Below are 15,555 nucleotides of genomic sequence, written 5' to 3'. Positions count from 1 at the left end.
CATCGCTCACCATCACAGCGACTCCCGGCAACACCCCCTTGTCTCGCCGCAACAGCACGCCTGCGGTTCGACCGCAACGCCGCGCGGCGCTAGAATCGCGGACTGTTCACGAGGAAAGTACCATGCAGCAGATCATCGATTTCATCCTGGAACTGGACAAACTGAAGGGCGTCACCCGCAAGACGCGACCGCTGGGGCTGGCGCGGCAGGAAAATTCCGCAGAGCACAGCTGGCAGATCGCGATGCTGGCGGCGTCGCTGGCACCGTACGCGACGGAGCCGGTCGACGTCAGCCGCGTGGTAGCGATGCTGCTGGTGCACGACATCGGCGAGATCGACACCGGCGACACCATCGTCTACGCCGAGGACGGCTGGGAAGAGCGCAAGGCGGCGGAGCTGGCGGCGGTGACGCGGATTTTCGGCCTGCTGCCGGCGGCGCAGGCGCAACGCTTCATGGCGCTGTGGCAGGAATTCGAGGACGGCGAGACCGCCGAGGCGCGCTTTGCCCACGCCGCCGACCGCGCGATGCCGGTGCTGCTGAACCTGGCTAACAACGGCCAGAGCTGGCGCGAGAACGGCATCAGCCACGCACGCGTGGTGCAGCGCATCGGCCCGCCGATCCAGAGCGGCTGTCCGGCGCTGTGGGACTATCTGGTCGAGCAGCTGGCGCACGCGCAGCGACAGGGCTGGTTCGGCGCGGACTGAGCACAACCCGAAAACAGACAAGCCCGGCGTAGTTGCGCCGGGCTTGTTTGTCTGTGAGCCGCCTGCTGTTGCCGGCTCCGCTTGCGACCAACGTTGGCCGCAACAAGCCGATCCACTCAGGCCCAGATGCGGCGCATCGCGGCCTCGACATTGCGGCAGTCGTCGTAGTCGACCCGCCCCTGGATGGCGTAGTCCGGCAGCGCGGTATTGCGCGCGTCCGGCGACGCCATCGGCATGCCCTGGCGGTTGTACAGGCAGAACGCCTGCGGCGCGTTATTGGTGCTGCGCTTCTTCACCACCGCGATTTCACCGTTTTTCAGTTTGACGATGGTGCCGGGCGGGATCAGCCCCAGCGCCTTGATCAGCTTCTGGATCAGCGCATTGTCCAGCTGCTGGCTCTGCCCGACATACAAATCGCGCATCGCCGCCATCGGGAAGTAGGCCTTGGGCCGGTACGGCCGTGGCCGCGTCATCGCGCAGTAGACATCGGCCACCGCCAGCAGGCTGCCGTGCAGCGAGATGGCGCCGCCGGACAGGCACAGCGGGTAGCCGCTGCCGTCCTGGCGTTCGTGGTGCTGCAGCACCGCTTCCAGCCACAGCTCGTCGTCGACGCCGATGTCCTTGAGAATGGCGCAGCTGGTGATCGGGTGCTGGTTGATCTCGCGGCGTTTTTCCTCGGTCAGCCCGCCGCTGTGGTTGGCCAGGCTGTAGATGCCGATATCGTGGGTGAGCGCGGCGCAGATCAGCGAATGCTGCTGTGCCTTGTCCAGACGACCGTCGGCTTCGGCCAGCAGCGCGCTGACCACGCCCACCGACAGGTGGTGGCGCAGTGCGTACTCGCCTTCGTGAAACAGGTGGATAGCGGCGATGGCGGCTTCCGGGTCCTGCAGGCAGGCGGCCTGCAGGCGGCCGGCCAGCGAGCGGATTCGGGTGATGAACTGGTCGCGGTGGACATCGGCCTGCTGGTCGACCAGCATCGCGTTCAGCGTCACCGCCGCGTGCTGCACCAGCGCGAACACCGGCTCGCGCAGCTGCTCCGCCCGCGGCGTGCTGGCAACCGGCGCCACCGGCGCGGCACCGGGCACCACTTCCTTGTGGCCCATGGCCAGCAATTTCTGCTTGGCGCCGGGGTCGCGCAGCACCGAGCCCTTGTTCAGCAGCAGATGGCCATCCGCGTTGTACACCGCCTGCTCCAGCGGTTTGCCCAGCATGACATCGGCGGGCGAAAGCTGTTTGAGTGCCATGGCAGCCACTTCCTATTGAAACAATCGGCCATTATTAATTCCAAATGGCATGGCTCGCTTGATCTGCGTCAAGCACGGGAGAGGGCTGTCGCGATATAGCGACGTCATGGGCACTGCGGCGTAACGGGTACGGGGGCGGGTGTCAGCAGCGTGACGGCCATCCGGTTTTCCGGGTGCAACGACCGGCGGCCAACCTTGCCGCGATGGCAGGCGGAAACGAAGACAGGCAAACGGCAGCGGGCAATACGGTCTGACCGGCAGGTCAGGGCGAACGATGCTTCCGCCCGCCGCCTCAGCGCTGGCGGCGCTTGCTGCCGCGTTCGGTCAGCAAAAAGGCAGGATCAAGGTCGAACAGCATGCCGGTGCGCCCGGTCTGCGACTGGCAGGCGATCAGCATCGCGCGGTTGATCGCCTCTTTCTTGCTGACACCCCACCACTCGATCATCTTGTCGAGCGCCTTTTGCGCGTCGCGCGACAGCTCCACCGTCACCGACAGTTCCTGCAGGCGGTTGCGACGCAACTCGCGCGAACGACGCTTGCGCTCGGCAGCCGTCATCGCGCGTTCACCCAGCGGCTTGCGCCCGGGTTTGGCGCGGCTGCCGCCGATTAGGTCCATGGTGTAGTGGTCGCAGGGGTCTCGCATGCCGGGGCGGGGTAATTTGAAAGGGGCGCAAGGATACCACGAAGCCAGCCCACGGCGCGAACGCCCGCGCAATATGACAAAATGGCACAAAAACAAGAACGATTCTCGATTAAGTTGACCGCGATAACTGCGAGTGATTATCATGAATTCTTCGTTTCATCACCCATTCATCAAGCCGGATTCCATCATGCGCAAAACCCTGCTCGCGGCCGCCTTGCTCGGCGCCCTGCTCTCTCCTGTCCACGCCTCGGCCGCCGAGATCAGCCGCGAGGCGGTAGTACAGCAGTACAGCCAGATCGTGTTCGCCAGCTACGAAGATTCGCTGCTCACCGCCAAGGCTCTGCAAACCGCGATCAACGCCTTTGTCGCCGCCCCGAGCGAAGCCGGCCTGAAGCAGGCACGCCAGGCCTGGTTGGCCGCACGCGAGCCGTACGGCCAGACCGAAGCCTTCCGCTTCTACGGCGGCCCGATCGACGACGCCCGCGGCCCGGAAGGCCAGATCAACGCCTGGCCGCTGGACGAAGCCTATATCGATGGCGTCAAGGGCAAGCCAAGCGCAGGCGTGGTCAACAACCGCAAGGTGGTGATCAGCAAGAAGCTGCTCAGCTCGCTGAACGAGCGCGGCGGTGAGGAAAACATCTCCACCGGTTACCACGCCATCGAATTCCTGCTGTGGGGCCAGGACTTCGACAGCAACGGCGCCGGCAAGCGCAGCTACACCGACTTTGTCGACGGCCAGGGCAACAACGCCGACCGCCGCCGCGAGTACCTGAAAACCGCCGCCGAGCTGCTGGTCGACGACCTGGGCTATCTGGTTGCCGCCTGGCAACCGAACAGCAACAACTTCCGCGCCAAGTTCGAGAAGAAACCGGACGCGCTGCGCCAGATGCTGGTCGGCATCGGCGTGCTGTCGCGGGCGGAGCTGGCCGGCGAGCGCATCGAAGTGGCGCTGGACAGCCGCAACCAGGAAGACGAGCACTCCTGCTTCTCCGACAACACCCACCGCGATATCGCCACCAACGCCCGTGGCATCCAGAACGTGTGGCTGGGCGAGTACACTCGCGTGGACGGCAGCCTGCTCAAGGGCGCCAGCCTGCGTGATCTGGTCGCCGCCAGCAATGCCAAGGCCGCCGAGCGCGTGACCGCCGACATGGCCGCCACCCAGGCCCGTGCCGAGGCGATCAAGGCGCCGTTCGACCAGGAAATCGTCAACAAGGACGGCCGCAGCCGGGTGCAGGCCACTGTCGCCGCGCTGAAGAAACAGGCTAGCAGCCTGGTGGAAGCCGCCAAGACCATCGGCATCAAGAAGCTGAACGTCAACGGCTAGGCCCCTGCCGTCAGCAGCCAACACCGCCCCCGCTCGGTTCGCCGAGCGGGTTTTTGCCTATTCGGAACGCACCATGACAAAACTTTTTTTGCGCCCCGCCTCGTGGCTCTGCGCCGGCCTGATCCTCGGCGGGCTGGTCGGCTTTACCTCGCTGCCGGAGCTGGCGCCGTATCACGACGGCGATGAAAAGCTGGGCGGCGACACCACCGTGTACGAGACCGGCCGCAACGCGTTCTCGCTGTCGGCCGCCAATATGGCGTCCGAGCGACAGACACGTTTCTTTGTCGGCAACTCCTTCTTCAAGAAGGCCTGGGTCGAGGCGCCGTCGTCGACCACCGCCCGCGACGGGCTGGGGCCGCACTTCATCGCCCGCTCCTGCGGCGCCTGTCACGCGCTGGACGGCCGTGGCGCACCGCCGCAGTTCGACAAGCAGCTGCAGGCCGAGCAGCCGATGGCGCTGCTGTTCCGCCTGTCCGTCCCCGGAGGCAACGGCCCGCAGCCGGAGCCGAACTACGGCGGCCAGTTCAACAACGACGCCATTCCCGGCGTCAAACCGGAAGGCAAGGTGCAGATCAGCTACCAGCCGCAAACGGGCAGCTTCCCCGATGGCGAGCCGTTCGAGCTGCTGCAGCCGCAGTACCGCTTTACCGAGCTGGGCTACGGCCCGCTCCATCCGCAAGTGCAGGTGTCGCCGCGCATCGCGCCGCAGATGATCGGCCTCGGCCTGCTGGAGGCGATCCGCGAGCAGGACATCCTCGCCAACGCCCGCGCGCAGGCTGCGGCCAACCTTGGCGTGTCCGGCCGCGCCAATTACGTGCCCGACGCCTATGCCGGCAAGGCCATGCTCGGCCGCTTCGGCTGGAAGGCCAATGTCGCCACCATCGCCCACCAGTCTGCCGGCGCCTTCAACGGCGACATCGGCATCACCTCGCGCCATTTCCCGCAGGAAGAGTGCCTGCCCGCGCAGCGTGACTGCCGCCAGGCCACGCGCGGTGGCAAGCCGGAAATCCCGAAGGACAAGCTGGACGCGGTGATCTTCTACAGCCGCACGCTGGCGGTGCCGGCGCAGCGCGAGGCCGACAGCGCCGAGGTGCGCCGCGGCAAGTGGCTGTTCAGCCAGGCACAGTGCAGCAACTGCCACGTGGCCGGCTACACCACCGGCCCGCTGCGCGGTCTGCCGGAAGTGTCCGGCCAGAAGATCAGCCCCTACACCGATCTGCTGCTGCATGACATGGGCCCGGGCCTGGCCGACGGCCGCCCCGACGGGCTGGCCAACGGCCAGGAGTGGAAAACGCCGCCGCTGTGGGGCATCGGACTGTTTGCCGACGTCAACGGCCACACCCGCTATCTGCACGACGGCCGCGCGCGCAACCTGAGCGAAGCCATCCTGTGGCACGGCGGCGAGGCTGAGGCCGCCAAGCAGCGCTTCATGGCTTTCAACAAGACCGACCGCGCCGCCCTGCTGCGCTTCCTCGAATCCCTTTGACCCCGAAGCCGGCACCCTGCCCTGGTGCCGGCGACAGCGGAGCGACCATGCAACTGAAATCCGTTTTGACCCTGTCGGCACTGCTGCTCGCAGGCGCGGCCCACGCCGACACCGCCGCACCGCGCGATGCGACGTCGCGCTATGTGCAGTACGTACTCAACGACACCCTGCTGCCGCGCTACCAGCAGCTAGCCGCCGCCAACCGCGCGCTAGCCAGCCAGCTGCAGCACAGCTGCGCCCGGCCGGATGATGCGGGCCTGGCGGCGGTACGCCAGCAGTGGCAACAGGCCTACGGCAGCTGGATGCGCGTCGCGGCGCTGAACTGGGGGCCGACGGCGCAGCTGCGCAGCCAGCGCACCATCGCCTTCAAGCCGACGCGTACCACGCTGGTCGACAGTGCGGTCAACCGCAGCGCCGCACACGAGGCCGACGTCTTCGACACCACCGGCACCGCGGCCAAGGGCTACACCGCCATCGAGTACCTGCTGTACCGCCCCGCCGCCAGCCTGGCCACGCCCGGCGTCTGCGCCTGGCTGCAACGCAACGCCGACGACATCGGCGAACACAGCACCGAACTGCAGCGCCAGTGGCAGCGCTTTGCCGCGCGTATTGCTGCCGGCGAAAGTGCCGACGACCTGCCGTCCAGCCAGCAGGCGCTGGAGGAAATCATCAACCTGACGCTGGCCGGCAATAACGAGCTGCACAAGGAATTGTCGCGCCTTTCCAGCCAGAAGCCGGAGCTGGTCAGCGGCCAGCGCAGCCACAGCGGCAAGCGGCTACTACAGGCGCAGTTCGACCTGCTGCAACAGTTGTTGGTCGGCGGTAACGGCAAGGATTTCGCGCTGGCACAGCTGCTGGCGCAAGGCCCGCAACCGGCGTTGGCGCAGCAGCTGCGCCAGCGGGTGGCGGCGGTGGGCAAGGGGCTGGCGCAGCTGCCGGACAACTTGGTACAGGTTGGCCGCAGCGGCAAGGAAAAGGCGGCGGTGCAGGCGTTGGCCGCGCTGCTGACCCTGCTGGAAGGCCCGGTCGCCGACAGCTTGGACATCACGCTCAGCTTCAATGAATCCGATGGCGACTGATCCGCAACGCCGCCGCCTGTTGCAGGGCGTGGCCGCCGCGCTGCTGGCGTGGCCGCTGCGCAGCCTGGCCGGCGAAACACCGCTGCAGCTGCTGTCGGCCTACGACGTTGGCCGCAACGAGCACCGCGTCGGCGCTGCCGGCCGCAGCACAGCCGGCACCCTGCCGCAGCGCGGCCACCACATCGCGCTGCTACCCGGCCGGCCGCACGAGTGTCTGGTGTTCGCGCGCCGCCCCGGCAGCTTCATCGCGCGGCTCGACTGGCACAGCGGCGAGACGCTGGCGTGGTACGACTATCCGGACGACCGTCACGGCTTCGGCCACGGCATCGTGCTGCCCGGCGGCGTGCTGGTCACCACCGATAGCAACATCGACAGCGGCGACGGCCTGCTGACCCTGCGCGACGCGCTGACGCTGGCACCGCAACGCGAGCTACCGTCCGGCGGCATCGGCCCGCACCAGCTGCTGCCGCTGCAAGGCGGCCGCATCCTGGTCGCCAACGGTGGCATCCTGACGCTGCCGGAAAGCGGCCGAATCAAGCTCAACGTGCACAGCATGCAGCCCAGCCTGGACATCGTCGATCTCAAGGTTGGCCGCAGCGTGGCCAGCTTCCGCCTGCCGGACAACAAGCTGTCGCTGCGTCATCTGGCGGTGGTGGCCGACGGCCACTACGCGGTGGCCCTGCAGTACGAGGGCGAAGGCAGCGCACCGCTGGCCAGCCTGTGGCACGAAAGCAGTGGGCTGCGCAGCCTGCCGCTGCCGCCGGAACTGGCAAGCGCCTGCAACGGCTACGCCGCCAGCGTGGCTGCGACGGCGACCCGCATCGCCTGCACCGCCACCAAGGGCGACCAGGTGGTGTTCTGGTCAGGTGCCGGCGAATTCCTGGGGTCGGTGGCGCTGAGCAAGCCGGCCGGCATCGCTGCGACACCGGACCAGCGCCACTTCATCGTCAGTAACGAGCTGGGCGACATCGTGTGGATCGACAGCCAGCAACTGCAGATCGTCGCCGCGCGCAGCCAGCACTTCCCGGTGAAGTGGGACAACCATCTGGTGCTGCTGTGATTCGGGGCCGGTCAACACGGATTTAACCGTGGCGCCGACCCTAGTCGTCCACCGGCAGCGCCGGCAGGCCGTGGCGCGCGCGCGCGCGGTTGCAGGCACGCTCGTAGATGCCGACATCGGCCAGCGCGCCGAATTCGCGGCACGGCGACGGCCGGTCGGCGTAGATGCTGCAGCTGACCGACTCGCCGACGGTGCCCTGCAGCGCGACGCAGCGCAGGGTGTGCTCGTCGGTGCCGCACATGCGCATGGTGTTGCCGACCTCGACCACCGCCATGGCCGGCGGCACGCCGCGGCGCTCGGGGCCGGCCAGTTCGGCGCGGTGAAACGACACCCGGAACGCGGCGCAACAGGCGCCGCAGCTGGTACAGGAAACAGGATAAGCAGCCATCAGCTATCTGGAATGCGGTGAAAATGGTAAAAGTACAGGTATTACCGCAACCTGGCCATCGCCGCAAGTGACGCAACCGACCCGACCACAGCTGAGTACCGCCGGCCTGGTGTTCCCGCACCCGGAACACGGCATCGCCAACCTCGCCGCCCGCCTGCACGGCAGCCCCAGCCCCTGCCCGCCGCTACAGCACCCGTCGCTGGCACGGCTGGAGCAGGCGCAAACCATCATCCTGCTGGTCATCGACGGCATGGGCTGTCGGCAATTGGCCGAGCTGTCGCCCGGCGGCTGGTTGCGGCAGCAGCAAACGCTGGCACTGACGTCGGTGTTCCCCAGCACCACCACCAGCGCCATCACCACTTACCTCACCGGGTTGCCACCCAGCGTGCACACCCTCACCGGCTGGCATCTGGCGGCGCCGGAGGTCGACGCCGTGGTCACGCCCTTGCCGCTGACGGTGCGCCACCGCGGCAGCCACACCCCGGACGACCCGGCCGAACTGGCACGCCGCGTGTACCAGACGCCCTCGGCGCTCACCGGGCCGCGGCGCCAGATCGTGCTGCAGCCGAACTACATTCTGGACTCCGCCTACAGCCTGCACCACGGCGGCAGCGCAGAGCGCCACGGCTGGAGCTCCTACGAAGACCTGTTCCGCCAGCTGGACACGCTGCTGCGCGAGGCGAGCGCGCCGCAGTTCGTCTACGCCTACATCCCGGACCTGGATTCGATCATGCACCACAAGGGCACCACGCACCCGCGTTGCCGCCAGCTGTTGCAGCGTATCGAGGCGCACTGCGCCGCCTTTGCCGCCGCGCTGCCCGGCCGCGACGCCGTGCTGTGCATCAGCGCCGATCACGGCCAGATGGACATCCCGCCGCCGCGCCTGCTGCAGCTGCGCGATTTCCCGGAGCTGGCCGCCTGCCTGCGCCAGCCGCTGTCCGGCGAGCCACGGGTGGCGTTCTGCCACGTCAAGCCGGAACGGCTGGCGGAGTTTCCGCAGCTGGCCGCACGCCTGCTCGGCCATGCCGCCTGGTGCCTACCGGCGGCGCAGCTGCTGGACGAGACCTGGTTCGGCCCCGGCGCCGATACCAATGATCCAAGGTTGGCCGCACGCGTCGGCGACTATGTGCTGCTAATGAAAGAGGACTGGGGGCTGCTGGATTCGCCGGCCGACGCCCCGCTGCCCAAGCTGCTGGGCAACCACGGCGGGTTGTCCGCCGCCGAGATGATGGTGCCGCTGATCGTGATTGACGGAAAAGAAGGAGTAGCAAGTGATGAGTGACCCGACGATACGCCGCGCCGGACACAACGACCTGACCGCACTGGCCGTGCTGTTTGACGAATACCGCCAGTTTTACGGCGAAAGCAGCGACCGTGAGCTGGCACGACGTTTCCTGCAGGCGCGCATGACCAAGAACGAATCGGTGATTTTCCTGGCGGAACACAGTGACGGCGAGGTGCTCGGCTTCTGCCAGCTGTACCCGTCGTTCTGCTCGCTGGCGGCGGCGCCGATCTACGTGCTGTACGACCTGTTCACCCGGCCGCAGGACCGCCAGCGCGGCATTGCCAGCGGCCTGCTTGGCCACATCGAACGCTACGCCCGCGACAACGGCTTCGTGCGGCTGGAGCTATCCACCGCCCGCGACAACCAGGCCGCGCAAAAGCTGTACCACAATAGCGGCTGGGTGCGCGACGAGGTGTTCCTGCACTACGGCAAGGCAACCCTGCCGCAGGAATAAGCGCCACTAACAGAACCCCTGACCCTGCGTGGCGCCGCCTTACCGGACTACCTGTACTGCCTGCGTCGGCGCGCCTTGGTCCAGGCGGCTCTAGACCGGCCTGACGGCCGCCGTTGGCCGCCTCATTACGGCCAACGTTCGCGCCACTGCTTCAGGTCGCGGCGCGTGATGCTGCCGGGGAACACCACCCGCTCGCGCACGCTGTCCTCGGCCTCGCCCAGCTTCATCAGGCCGAAATCCAGTTGCGCGCCACCGAGATCCGGTGGCGTCACCACCCCCATGCGATCCAGCCATGTCGATTCCAGCCCGGCCTTGAAGTACTGCTGCGGCTGGCGTAGCACCTGGCGCAGGTAGTCCAGCTTGCCCGGCAGCGACAGCTGCTTGCCCATCACCGCCAGCTCCGCGTTCAGCTGCTGCAAGCGGCGCGGCAGCTCGTCATCCTTGACGTCGTCGCGGCCGCGCAGCGCGGCGGCGTTGATCAGCGTCTGACCACCGGCCGCCAGCCGCAACAGCACACGCTGGCGCTCGGCCTCCAGCTGCTGGCGGCGGGCATCGCACAGCGCCACCCGCCGCGCCAGGTCACGGCACAAGGCGTTGAATGCCTCCATGCCGGCCAGTTGCCGCAGGTTTTTCAGGCTGTCGTAGGCCGCCACCACCCGGTGCTGCTCGAAGCTGATCACCTGCTGCGGTACGTCGTTCTGCACCTGACCATCGGGCAGCAGCTGGCTGCCGAGGCGCTGGCGCGCCTGCGGCTGCATCACCAATAGCAGATAGGCGGTGTCGGGATTGGAAGGATGGGAAAAGTACTGCTGCAGCGCCTCGCTGCCCTGCAGCACGCGGCACAGGCTTTCCGGCGACGCGAACAACAGGCCGACGCGGCGGTCGGTGGTGTAGCCGGCGGGGCTGAGGTCCAGCGGCGCCGGCAGGTGCTCGATCAGCTCGCTGGCGTAGCGCAGGGTGTCGCGCACGCCACGCTGCAGCTGTTGCTGGCTGCGCGGCAGTAGCCGCACCTTGGGATCAACCTCGTCGATCAGCCGCTCCACCGCCTGCGACACCTCCTGCCGCCCCCAGGGGCCGCCGCCGCCCAACCACCGCTGCAAAAAGAAGCTCATCGCCCTGCCCGCTTTATCGTGACTGTATCCCTGCCGGCTGCATGAAATTGCGGCCAACAAGGTTGGCCGCATGGCCAGGAATCAGGAGAACTGCTCGTCCGCTGCCAGATAGCGCCACTTGCCGGTCGGCAGGTCGCCCAGCATCACCTTGCCGATGCGGATGCGCTTCAGGCCGACCACGTGCAGGCCGACGGCCTCGCACATGCGGCGGATCTGGCGCTTCTTGCCTTCCTTCAGGATGAAGCGCAGCTGGTCGTCGTTCTGCCACCACACCTTGGCCGGGATCAGCGCCTTGCCGTCCAGCGATAGCCCGTGGTTGAGCAGGCGCAGGCCTTCGTCGGACAGCTCGCCCTCGACGCGCACCAGGTATTCCTTTTCCACGTCGGAGTTTTCGCCGATCAGCTCTTTCGCCACGCGGCCGTCCTGGGTCAGCACCAGCAGGCCGACCGAGTCGATGTCGAGGCGGCCGGCCGGCGCCAGCCCTTTCATGTGGTCGCGCGAGAAGCGCAGCCCGGACTTGTCTTCTTCCCAGTGGTTGTCCGGCGTGATCAGCGCCGCCGCCGGCAGGTAGCCCATCTCGGCCTGGCCGGAGACGTAGCCCATCGGTTTGTTGATCAGGATGGTGACGCGGCGCTCCTGCGCCTGGGTCATTTTCTTGTCGAGCTGGATGTCGTCGCCGGTCACCACCTTCTGCCCCAGCACCGCCACGCTGCCGTTGACCTTGACCCAGCCCTGCTCGATATAGCTGTCGGCCTCGCGGCGAGAACAAAGCCCCATTTCAGCCATGCGTTTTGAAAGTCGTACGGGTTCCATTCTTCACTCCGGAGTAGCGTCAGGCCGCTGGCGGCACCGCGCGTGTAATAACAGGCCGCGTATTGTAGTGAGCGCCGCCCGATTGGCAAAGCGCTGATTACACGGCGCCGGGGGCCGCGACCTCGCCCTGCCGCACGCGCTCGAACAGGCAGACGGTGGCCGCCATCGCCACGTTCAGCGACTCGGCGTGGCCGGGCATCGGGATGCGCACGCGGCGGTCGCAGGCGGCCAGCACCTGCGCCGACACACCCTTGCCCTCGTTGCCGAACACGAAGGCCACCGCGCCGCGCAGGTCTTCGCTGTACAGCGACACGCTGCCTTCCAGGTGCGTCGCCAGCCGCGGGCCGGGCCAGCGCGCCAGCTCGGCGGCGAGATCCGCCTGCTCGTGGATCTGCAACACAAAGTGGGCGCCCATGCCGGCGCGCAACACCTTGGGGGAATAGACGTCGACGCAGCCCTTGGACAGGTACACCTGGCGCACGTTGGCCGCTGCGGCGCAGCGCAGGATGGTGCCCATATTGCCCGGGTCCTGCACGTCGTCCAGCATTACCGCCGCTTCCTGATGGGCGGCGCTGCCCTGTGGCCGCGGGCACAGCACCAGCACCTCCGCCGGCGTTGCCAGCGCGGTGACCTTGGCCAGCACCGCGGTACTGACCAGGCTACACGGCACGGCACGGTCGATGCGGCTGTGCAGCGCCAGCCATTCCGGATGCTGCTGCGCCGCCTCGTTGACGTACACCGCGTGCAGCGGCAGCCCGGCGTCCAGCGCGGCCTGCAGCAGGTGCAGCCCTTCCAGCACCAGCAGTTGTTGCTTGCGCCGCTCACGGGCGTTGTCCAGCAGCCGCGCCAGCGATTTCATCTCGTCATTGGCGGCCGAGGTAATGATTTTATGGAATGTCATGCCTAGAAAGTGAGTTGCGACACCCGGAATACCGTTTCCTTGAAGCGGTGGTAGGTATCGTCGTCGATCGCCTTGTTGCTGCGATAGTTGTCAACAAAGAAGACACCGGCCAGCTTGTGGCCGGAGAACACCGACATGCAGGCGAAGTGGCCTTCGCCGAGATGGGTGAAGAATTCGTCCTGGTATTTGCGCGCCAGTTGCGCGCGCGTCGAGGCCGGCGCATGGAAGCTCTGCGGCCGGCTGGTGAGCAGTGCGAAGAACGAGCCCGGCTCCAGCGCCACAATGTGCTTGCGCAGTGGGTGGTTGTCCTCCAGCCCGATCTGGTAGCGCATTTTCAGCGAATGGCTAGGCTGGTCGTAGCGCAGGAACATGATGCGTTCGAACTGGATGTCGTTGGCGAGATGGCGCAGCGACTCCAGCAGCGCCTTTTCCAGCTGCTGTTCGCCGGTAAGAGTGGCAACCTCGTCCTGCTTGTTGTGCTGCGGAAACGGGCCGGGAATGTACAGGTAGGCCCGTGCCGGGTAGGTGTAGCCCAACGCGCGCGGGTGACGCGCCACTTGCAGGATCGCCTGCTGCACCACCTGCTGCGCGTCGTCGACCCGGCAGCCGATCAGCTTGGCCGCGGCCTCGATGCCGATATTCCACTGCGGCCGCCACCAGCCCTGGTCCACCGCGTTGGCGGTGGCAATCGCCAGCTTCAGCAGCTGCTTGCGGCGGTTAACCGGCCCGGTGCCGAGGGTATTCAGCAGGCCGGACGGCAACGGCATGCACTGGATAAACTGCTCGACGATCTTGGGGTAATCCAGCGCGAACACATCCGACACCTCGTGCAGCAACGGCCCGCCCGGAATGCGGTTGCGGTAGATCAGGTACAGACAGGCTGGCAGGTTGTACACCAGCGCCGCGATGAAGCAGTCTTCGACCTTGTATTCGCCGGTGATCGCCAGCCACTCCTTGATGATAAAGGCGGCGACCCGCGAACGCCCCAGCCAGTCACCGACGGCATCGACCACTTCCTGGTCCAGCTTGCCGTGCACCGTGGAGAGTGCCGGAATCTGGCGATAGCGCGCGGTGATCACCTCCAGCCCCAGCATCATCAGCATCTGCTCGACGGTGGGATGCGCCTCGCTGCGCTGCAAGGCGCGCGACGCACCAACCAGCCGCATCAGGTCCAGCAGCAAGAAGGGATCGGACAGGGTCAGGTTGGCCAGCTCGGAAAACACGATGCGATCGCCGGGCAGCGACAGCATCTGCCGCACCTCGACCGCGGTGGCCGGCAGGATCGGCCAGCGGTTTTCCGACAGGGATGACAGCCAGTTAGCGATGTCCATGATTGTGTCGCCAGATGAGAAGTTCTTTTTGTAATGGCCCGTTCAGTGGCAGCCGTTGCTGCGGCGGCACCGCCGCGATCCCGAAGCTGTTGCTCACCAGCTGCGCATGGTTGGCCGCATGCTGCTGGAAGTGCGCCCACACCCGCGCCATCGGCGCCGGCGACAGGAAGGCATGGATCACGTCGAAACGTGACCAGTCCAGATCCCAGAAATTGCCGTAGCGCAGGCTGACATTGGCCGGCCGCCCTGCGCGCAGGTAGCGCCAGCGCGACCACAGCCACGGCAGCAGCGCGTTTTCCACGCCACACAGCTGCAGGTCGGCGCGTTGCCGCGCCAGCTGCAGCACCACCCGGCCATCGCCACTGCCCAGATCCAGCACCGCCGCTCCCGGCGGCAGCCAGTGCGCCAGCGTGGCGATGCTTTCCTGCGACGACAGATACAAGGGCACCCGTTCGGTCAGCGCGTTGCGGCTGAGCGCAAACAGCAGCACAAAACCGCACAGATACAGCCACGGCGCCCATTGCTGCCACAGCGCCAGCACCACCAGCGGCATGAACAGCAGATGCAGCAGGCGCTGCGGCAGCGAGCAGCGCAGCACGCTGGCCAGCAGCAGCGCCAGCAGACACTGCGCCGCCAACCATGGCAGCGGCGTGAGCAGCGGCGCCCAGAACACCCAGGCCAGCAGCACCGCCAGCAGCTGGATGCCGGCATGGCGCAGCAAGGCAGCCAGCCGCATCATGGCGCTGCCGGTGCTCCTGCAACCGCAGCTGCCACCGACGCCGCTTCCGCGACCGGCCCCTGGCCACGAATCTGGCTCTCGGTTTCCTCGTTCAATATCACGATGGCGATACGGCGGTTTTCCGAGCTGAACACGTTCTGCTTGTTCAGCGGATCCGCCGACGCCAGCCCGACCACCCGCAACACCTTCTCATCCAGCATGCCGCCGGCGATCAGCTCGCGGCGCGCGGCATTGGCCCGGTCGGCCGACAGCTCCCAGTTGGTATAGCCGGTGGCCGCCCCGGCAAAGCGGGTGGCGTCGGTATGGCCGGAGATGCTGATCTTGTTGGTCACCTCGTTCAGCTCGCGGCCGATTTCCTGCAGCAGCACCCGGGTGTGTTCCATCGGCAGCGCGCCGCCGGACTGGAACATCGGCCGGTTCTGCTCGTCGATCAGCTGGATGCGCAGCCCTTCGGGCGTCATCTCCAGCTTGACCTGATCCTTGAACGACTTCAGTACCGCGCTCTGCTCCATCTTCTGCTGCAGCTTTTGCTGGATGCGCTGCTGCAGCTTGCTCAGTTCTGCCCGCTTTTGCCCGCTGGTCGGGTCCGGATTGCCGCGCTTGACCTGGCCGGACTGCCGGGTCAGGTCGGTACCGCCGCCGGGGATCACCGCGGTGGCGTCGCCGGCGCCCTCGCCGCCCTGCAGCGCCAGCTTCAGCGGCATCTGGAAGTACTGCGAGATGCCGCTGAGGGCGCCGGCCGAGGTCGAGCCCAGCAGCCACATCAACAGGAAAAAAGCCATCATCGCGGTCACGAAGTCGGCGTAGGCGATCTTCCAGGCGCCGCCGTGGTGGCCGCCGTGGCCTTTCTTGATGCGTTTTACGATGATGGGGCGTTGCGATTCGTCAGCCATTGTCAGCCGTGGCCTCGTTTTGAGTCTGGAGTATCAGGATAGCAGCATGCCATATCAGCATAACCAAAGCCGCCGATGCTTGCCAGCCGCGCAGTC

Annotated in this window: 16 protein-coding genes; 7 read left to right on the top strand and 9 right to left on the bottom strand. The window is 66.9% G+C overall.

All coding sequences use genetic code 11. The features are described 5' to 3' along the window. The first annotated feature begins 122 nt into the window (after positions 1-122). Positions 123-704: an HD domain-containing protein gene (locus tag PQU89_RS03780; RefSeq protein WP_272764687.1), complete on the top strand. Its 582-nt coding sequence runs from the start codon at positions 123-125 to the stop codon at positions 702-704. A gap of 116 nt (positions 705-820) precedes the next feature. Here the strand turns inward: PQU89_RS03780 and PQU89_RS03775 are convergent, their stop codons facing one another. Continuing rightward, positions 821-1,948, bottom strand: coding sequence for an HD-GYP domain-containing protein (locus PQU89_RS03775; RefSeq protein WP_272764686.1), 1,128 nt, complete (start codon positions 1,946-1,948; stop codon positions 821-823). Between the two features lie 292 nt (positions 1,949-2,240). Next, positions 2,241-2,591 (bottom strand): hypothetical protein, encoded by a 351-nt coding sequence (locus PQU89_RS03770; protein WP_272757248.1) that lies wholly within the window; start codon positions 2,589-2,591, stop codon positions 2,241-2,243. Positions 2,592-2,733: 142 nt separating this feature from the next. Between PQU89_RS03770 and PQU89_RS03765 the strand changes: the two genes are divergently transcribed. From PQU89_RS03765 to PQU89_RS03750, 4 genes are all read left to right on the top strand, one after another. Further along, entirely contained in the window at positions 2,734-3,918 is a 1,185-nt protein-coding gene (locus PQU89_RS03765; protein WP_272764685.1) for an imelysin family protein, read from the top strand. 73 nt (positions 3,919-3,991) lie between these two features. Next, the gene (locus PQU89_RS03760) at positions 3,992-5,404 is read left to right on the top strand and encodes a di-heme oxidoreductase family protein (RefSeq protein WP_272764684.1); all 1,413 of its coding nucleotides are present in this window, start codon (positions 3,992-3,994) and stop codon (positions 5,402-5,404) included. Between the two features lie 47 nt (positions 5,405-5,451). Then, positions 5,452-6,483 (top strand): imelysin family protein, encoded by a 1,032-nt coding sequence (locus tag PQU89_RS03755; protein ID WP_272764683.1) that lies wholly within the window; start codon positions 5,452-5,454, stop codon positions 6,481-6,483. Then, positions 6,473-7,543 (top strand): DUF1513 domain-containing protein, encoded by a 1,071-nt coding sequence (locus PQU89_RS03750; protein WP_272764682.1) that lies wholly within the window; start codon positions 6,473-6,475, stop codon positions 7,541-7,543. The genes PQU89_RS03755 and PQU89_RS03750 overlap by 11 nt, the downstream gene beginning before the upstream one ends. 40 nt (positions 7,544-7,583) lie before the next feature. On the opposite strand, the gene PQU89_RS03745 is transcribed toward PQU89_RS03750, so the two are convergent. After that, positions 7,584-7,931, bottom strand: coding sequence for a YkgJ family cysteine cluster protein (locus PQU89_RS03745; protein WP_272764681.1), 348 nt, complete (start codon positions 7,929-7,931; stop codon positions 7,584-7,586). Positions 7,932-7,998: 67 nt separating this feature from the next. Here PQU89_RS03745 and PQU89_RS03740 point away from each other — a divergent pair, with 67 nt between their 5' ends. Both PQU89_RS03740 and PQU89_RS03735 read left to right on the top strand, forming a co-directional pair. Beyond that, a complete protein-coding gene (locus PQU89_RS03740) occupies positions 7,999-9,213 on the top strand; it encodes an alkaline phosphatase family protein (RefSeq protein WP_272764680.1) in 1,215 nt (404 codons plus the stop codon). After that, positions 9,206-9,670, top strand: coding sequence for a GNAT family N-acetyltransferase (locus PQU89_RS03735; RefSeq protein WP_272757241.1), 465 nt, complete (start codon positions 9,206-9,208; stop codon positions 9,668-9,670). The genes PQU89_RS03740 and PQU89_RS03735 overlap by 8 nt, the downstream gene beginning before the upstream one ends. 125 nt (positions 9,671-9,795) lie before the next feature. Here PQU89_RS03735 and PQU89_RS03730 read toward each other — a convergent pair whose 3' ends face one another. From PQU89_RS03730 to motB, 6 genes are all read right to left on the bottom strand, one after another. After that, a complete protein-coding gene (locus tag PQU89_RS03730) occupies positions 9,796-10,782 on the bottom strand; it encodes a hypothetical protein (RefSeq protein ID WP_272764679.1) in 987 nt (328 codons plus the stop codon). 81 nt (positions 10,783-10,863) lie between these two features. After that, positions 10,864-11,595: a pseudouridine synthase gene (locus PQU89_RS03725; protein ID WP_272764678.1), complete on the bottom strand. Its 732-nt coding sequence runs from the start codon at positions 11,593-11,595 to the stop codon at positions 10,864-10,866. Between the two features lie 97 nt (positions 11,596-11,692). Beyond that, positions 11,693-12,496, bottom strand: coding sequence for a TrmH family RNA methyltransferase (locus PQU89_RS03720; RefSeq protein WP_272764677.1), 804 nt, complete (start codon positions 12,494-12,496; stop codon positions 11,693-11,695). A 2-nt stretch (positions 12,497-12,498) separates the two neighbouring features. Continuing rightward, the gene (locus PQU89_RS03715; protein ID WP_272764676.1) at positions 12,499-13,827 is read right to left on the bottom strand and encodes a histidine kinase; all 1,329 of its coding nucleotides are present in this window, start codon (positions 13,825-13,827) and stop codon (positions 12,499-12,501) included. Next, positions 13,814-14,566 carry a class I SAM-dependent methyltransferase gene (locus tag PQU89_RS03710; protein ID WP_272764675.1) on the bottom strand — a complete coding sequence of 251 codons (753 nt, stop codon included), beginning with the start codon at positions 14,564-14,566 and terminating at the stop codon, positions 13,814-13,816. Before PQU89_RS03710 ends, PQU89_RS03715 begins: the two co-directional genes overlap by 14 nt. Next, positions 14,563-15,459, bottom strand: coding sequence for a flagellar motor protein MotB (motB, locus tag PQU89_RS03705; RefSeq protein ID WP_272764674.1), 897 nt, complete (start codon positions 15,457-15,459; stop codon positions 14,563-14,565). Before motB ends, PQU89_RS03710 begins: the two co-directional genes overlap by 4 nt. Positions 15,460-15,555: the final 96 nt, after the last annotated feature.

The organism is Vogesella indigofera (assembly GCF_028548395.1).
Lineage (GTDB): Bacteria > Pseudomonadota > Gammaproteobacteria > Burkholderiales > Chromobacteriaceae > Vogesella > Vogesella indigofera_A.
The sequence above is the reverse complement of the archived record's forward strand: the minus strand, read 5'-3'. Positions and strand labels throughout refer to the sequence as shown.

Excerpts from the sequence above, each read along its gene's own strand:
- PQU89_RS03720 (WP_272764677.1), bottom strand. The coding sequence starts at position 12,496 with ATGACATTCCATAAAATCATTACCTCGGCCGCCAATGACGAGATGAAA.
- PQU89_RS03770 (WP_272757248.1), bottom strand. The coding sequence starts at position 2,591 with ATGCGAGACCCCTGCGACCACTACACCATGGACCTAATCGGCGGCAGC.
- PQU89_RS03725 (WP_272764678.1), bottom strand. The coding sequence starts at position 11,595 with ATGGAACCCGTACGACTTTCAAAACGCATGGCTGAAATGGGGCTTTGT.
- PQU89_RS03745 (WP_272764681.1), bottom strand. The coding sequence starts at position 7,931 with ATGGCTGCTTATCCTGTTTCCTGTACCAGCTGCGGCGCCTGTTGCGCC.
- PQU89_RS03765 (WP_272764685.1), top strand. The coding sequence starts at position 2,734 with ATGAATTCTTCGTTTCATCACCCATTCATCAAGCCGGATTCCATCATG.
- PQU89_RS03755 (WP_272764683.1), top strand. The coding sequence starts at position 5,452 with ATGCAACTGAAATCCGTTTTGACCCTGTCGGCACTGCTGCTCGCAGGC.
- PQU89_RS03750 (WP_272764682.1), top strand. The coding sequence starts at position 6,473 with ATGGCGACTGATCCGCAACGCCGCCGCCTGTTGCAGGGCGTGGCCGCC.
- PQU89_RS03730 (WP_272764679.1), bottom strand. The coding sequence starts at position 10,782 with ATGAGCTTCTTTTTGCAGCGGTGGTTGGGCGGCGGCGGCCCCTGGGGG.
- PQU89_RS03780 (WP_272764687.1), top strand. The coding sequence starts at position 123 with ATGCAGCAGATCATCGATTTCATCCTGGAACTGGACAAACTGAAGGGC.
- motB (WP_272764674.1), bottom strand. The coding sequence starts at position 15,459 with ATGGCTGACGAATCGCAACGCCCCATCATCGTAAAACGCATCAAGAAA.
- PQU89_RS03710 (WP_272764675.1), bottom strand. The coding sequence starts at position 14,566 with ATGATGCGGCTGGCTGCCTTGCTGCGCCATGCCGGCATCCAGCTGCTG.
- PQU89_RS03775 (WP_272764686.1), bottom strand. The coding sequence starts at position 1,948 with ATGGCACTCAAACAGCTTTCGCCCGCCGATGTCATGCTGGGCAAACCG.
- PQU89_RS03735 (WP_272757241.1), top strand. The coding sequence starts at position 9,206 with ATGAGTGACCCGACGATACGCCGCGCCGGACACAACGACCTGACCGCA.
- PQU89_RS03760 (WP_272764684.1), top strand. The coding sequence starts at position 3,992 with ATGACAAAACTTTTTTTGCGCCCCGCCTCGTGGCTCTGCGCCGGCCTG.
- PQU89_RS03715 (WP_272764676.1), bottom strand. The coding sequence starts at position 13,827 with ATGGACATCGCTAACTGGCTGTCATCCCTGTCGGAAAACCGCTGGCCG.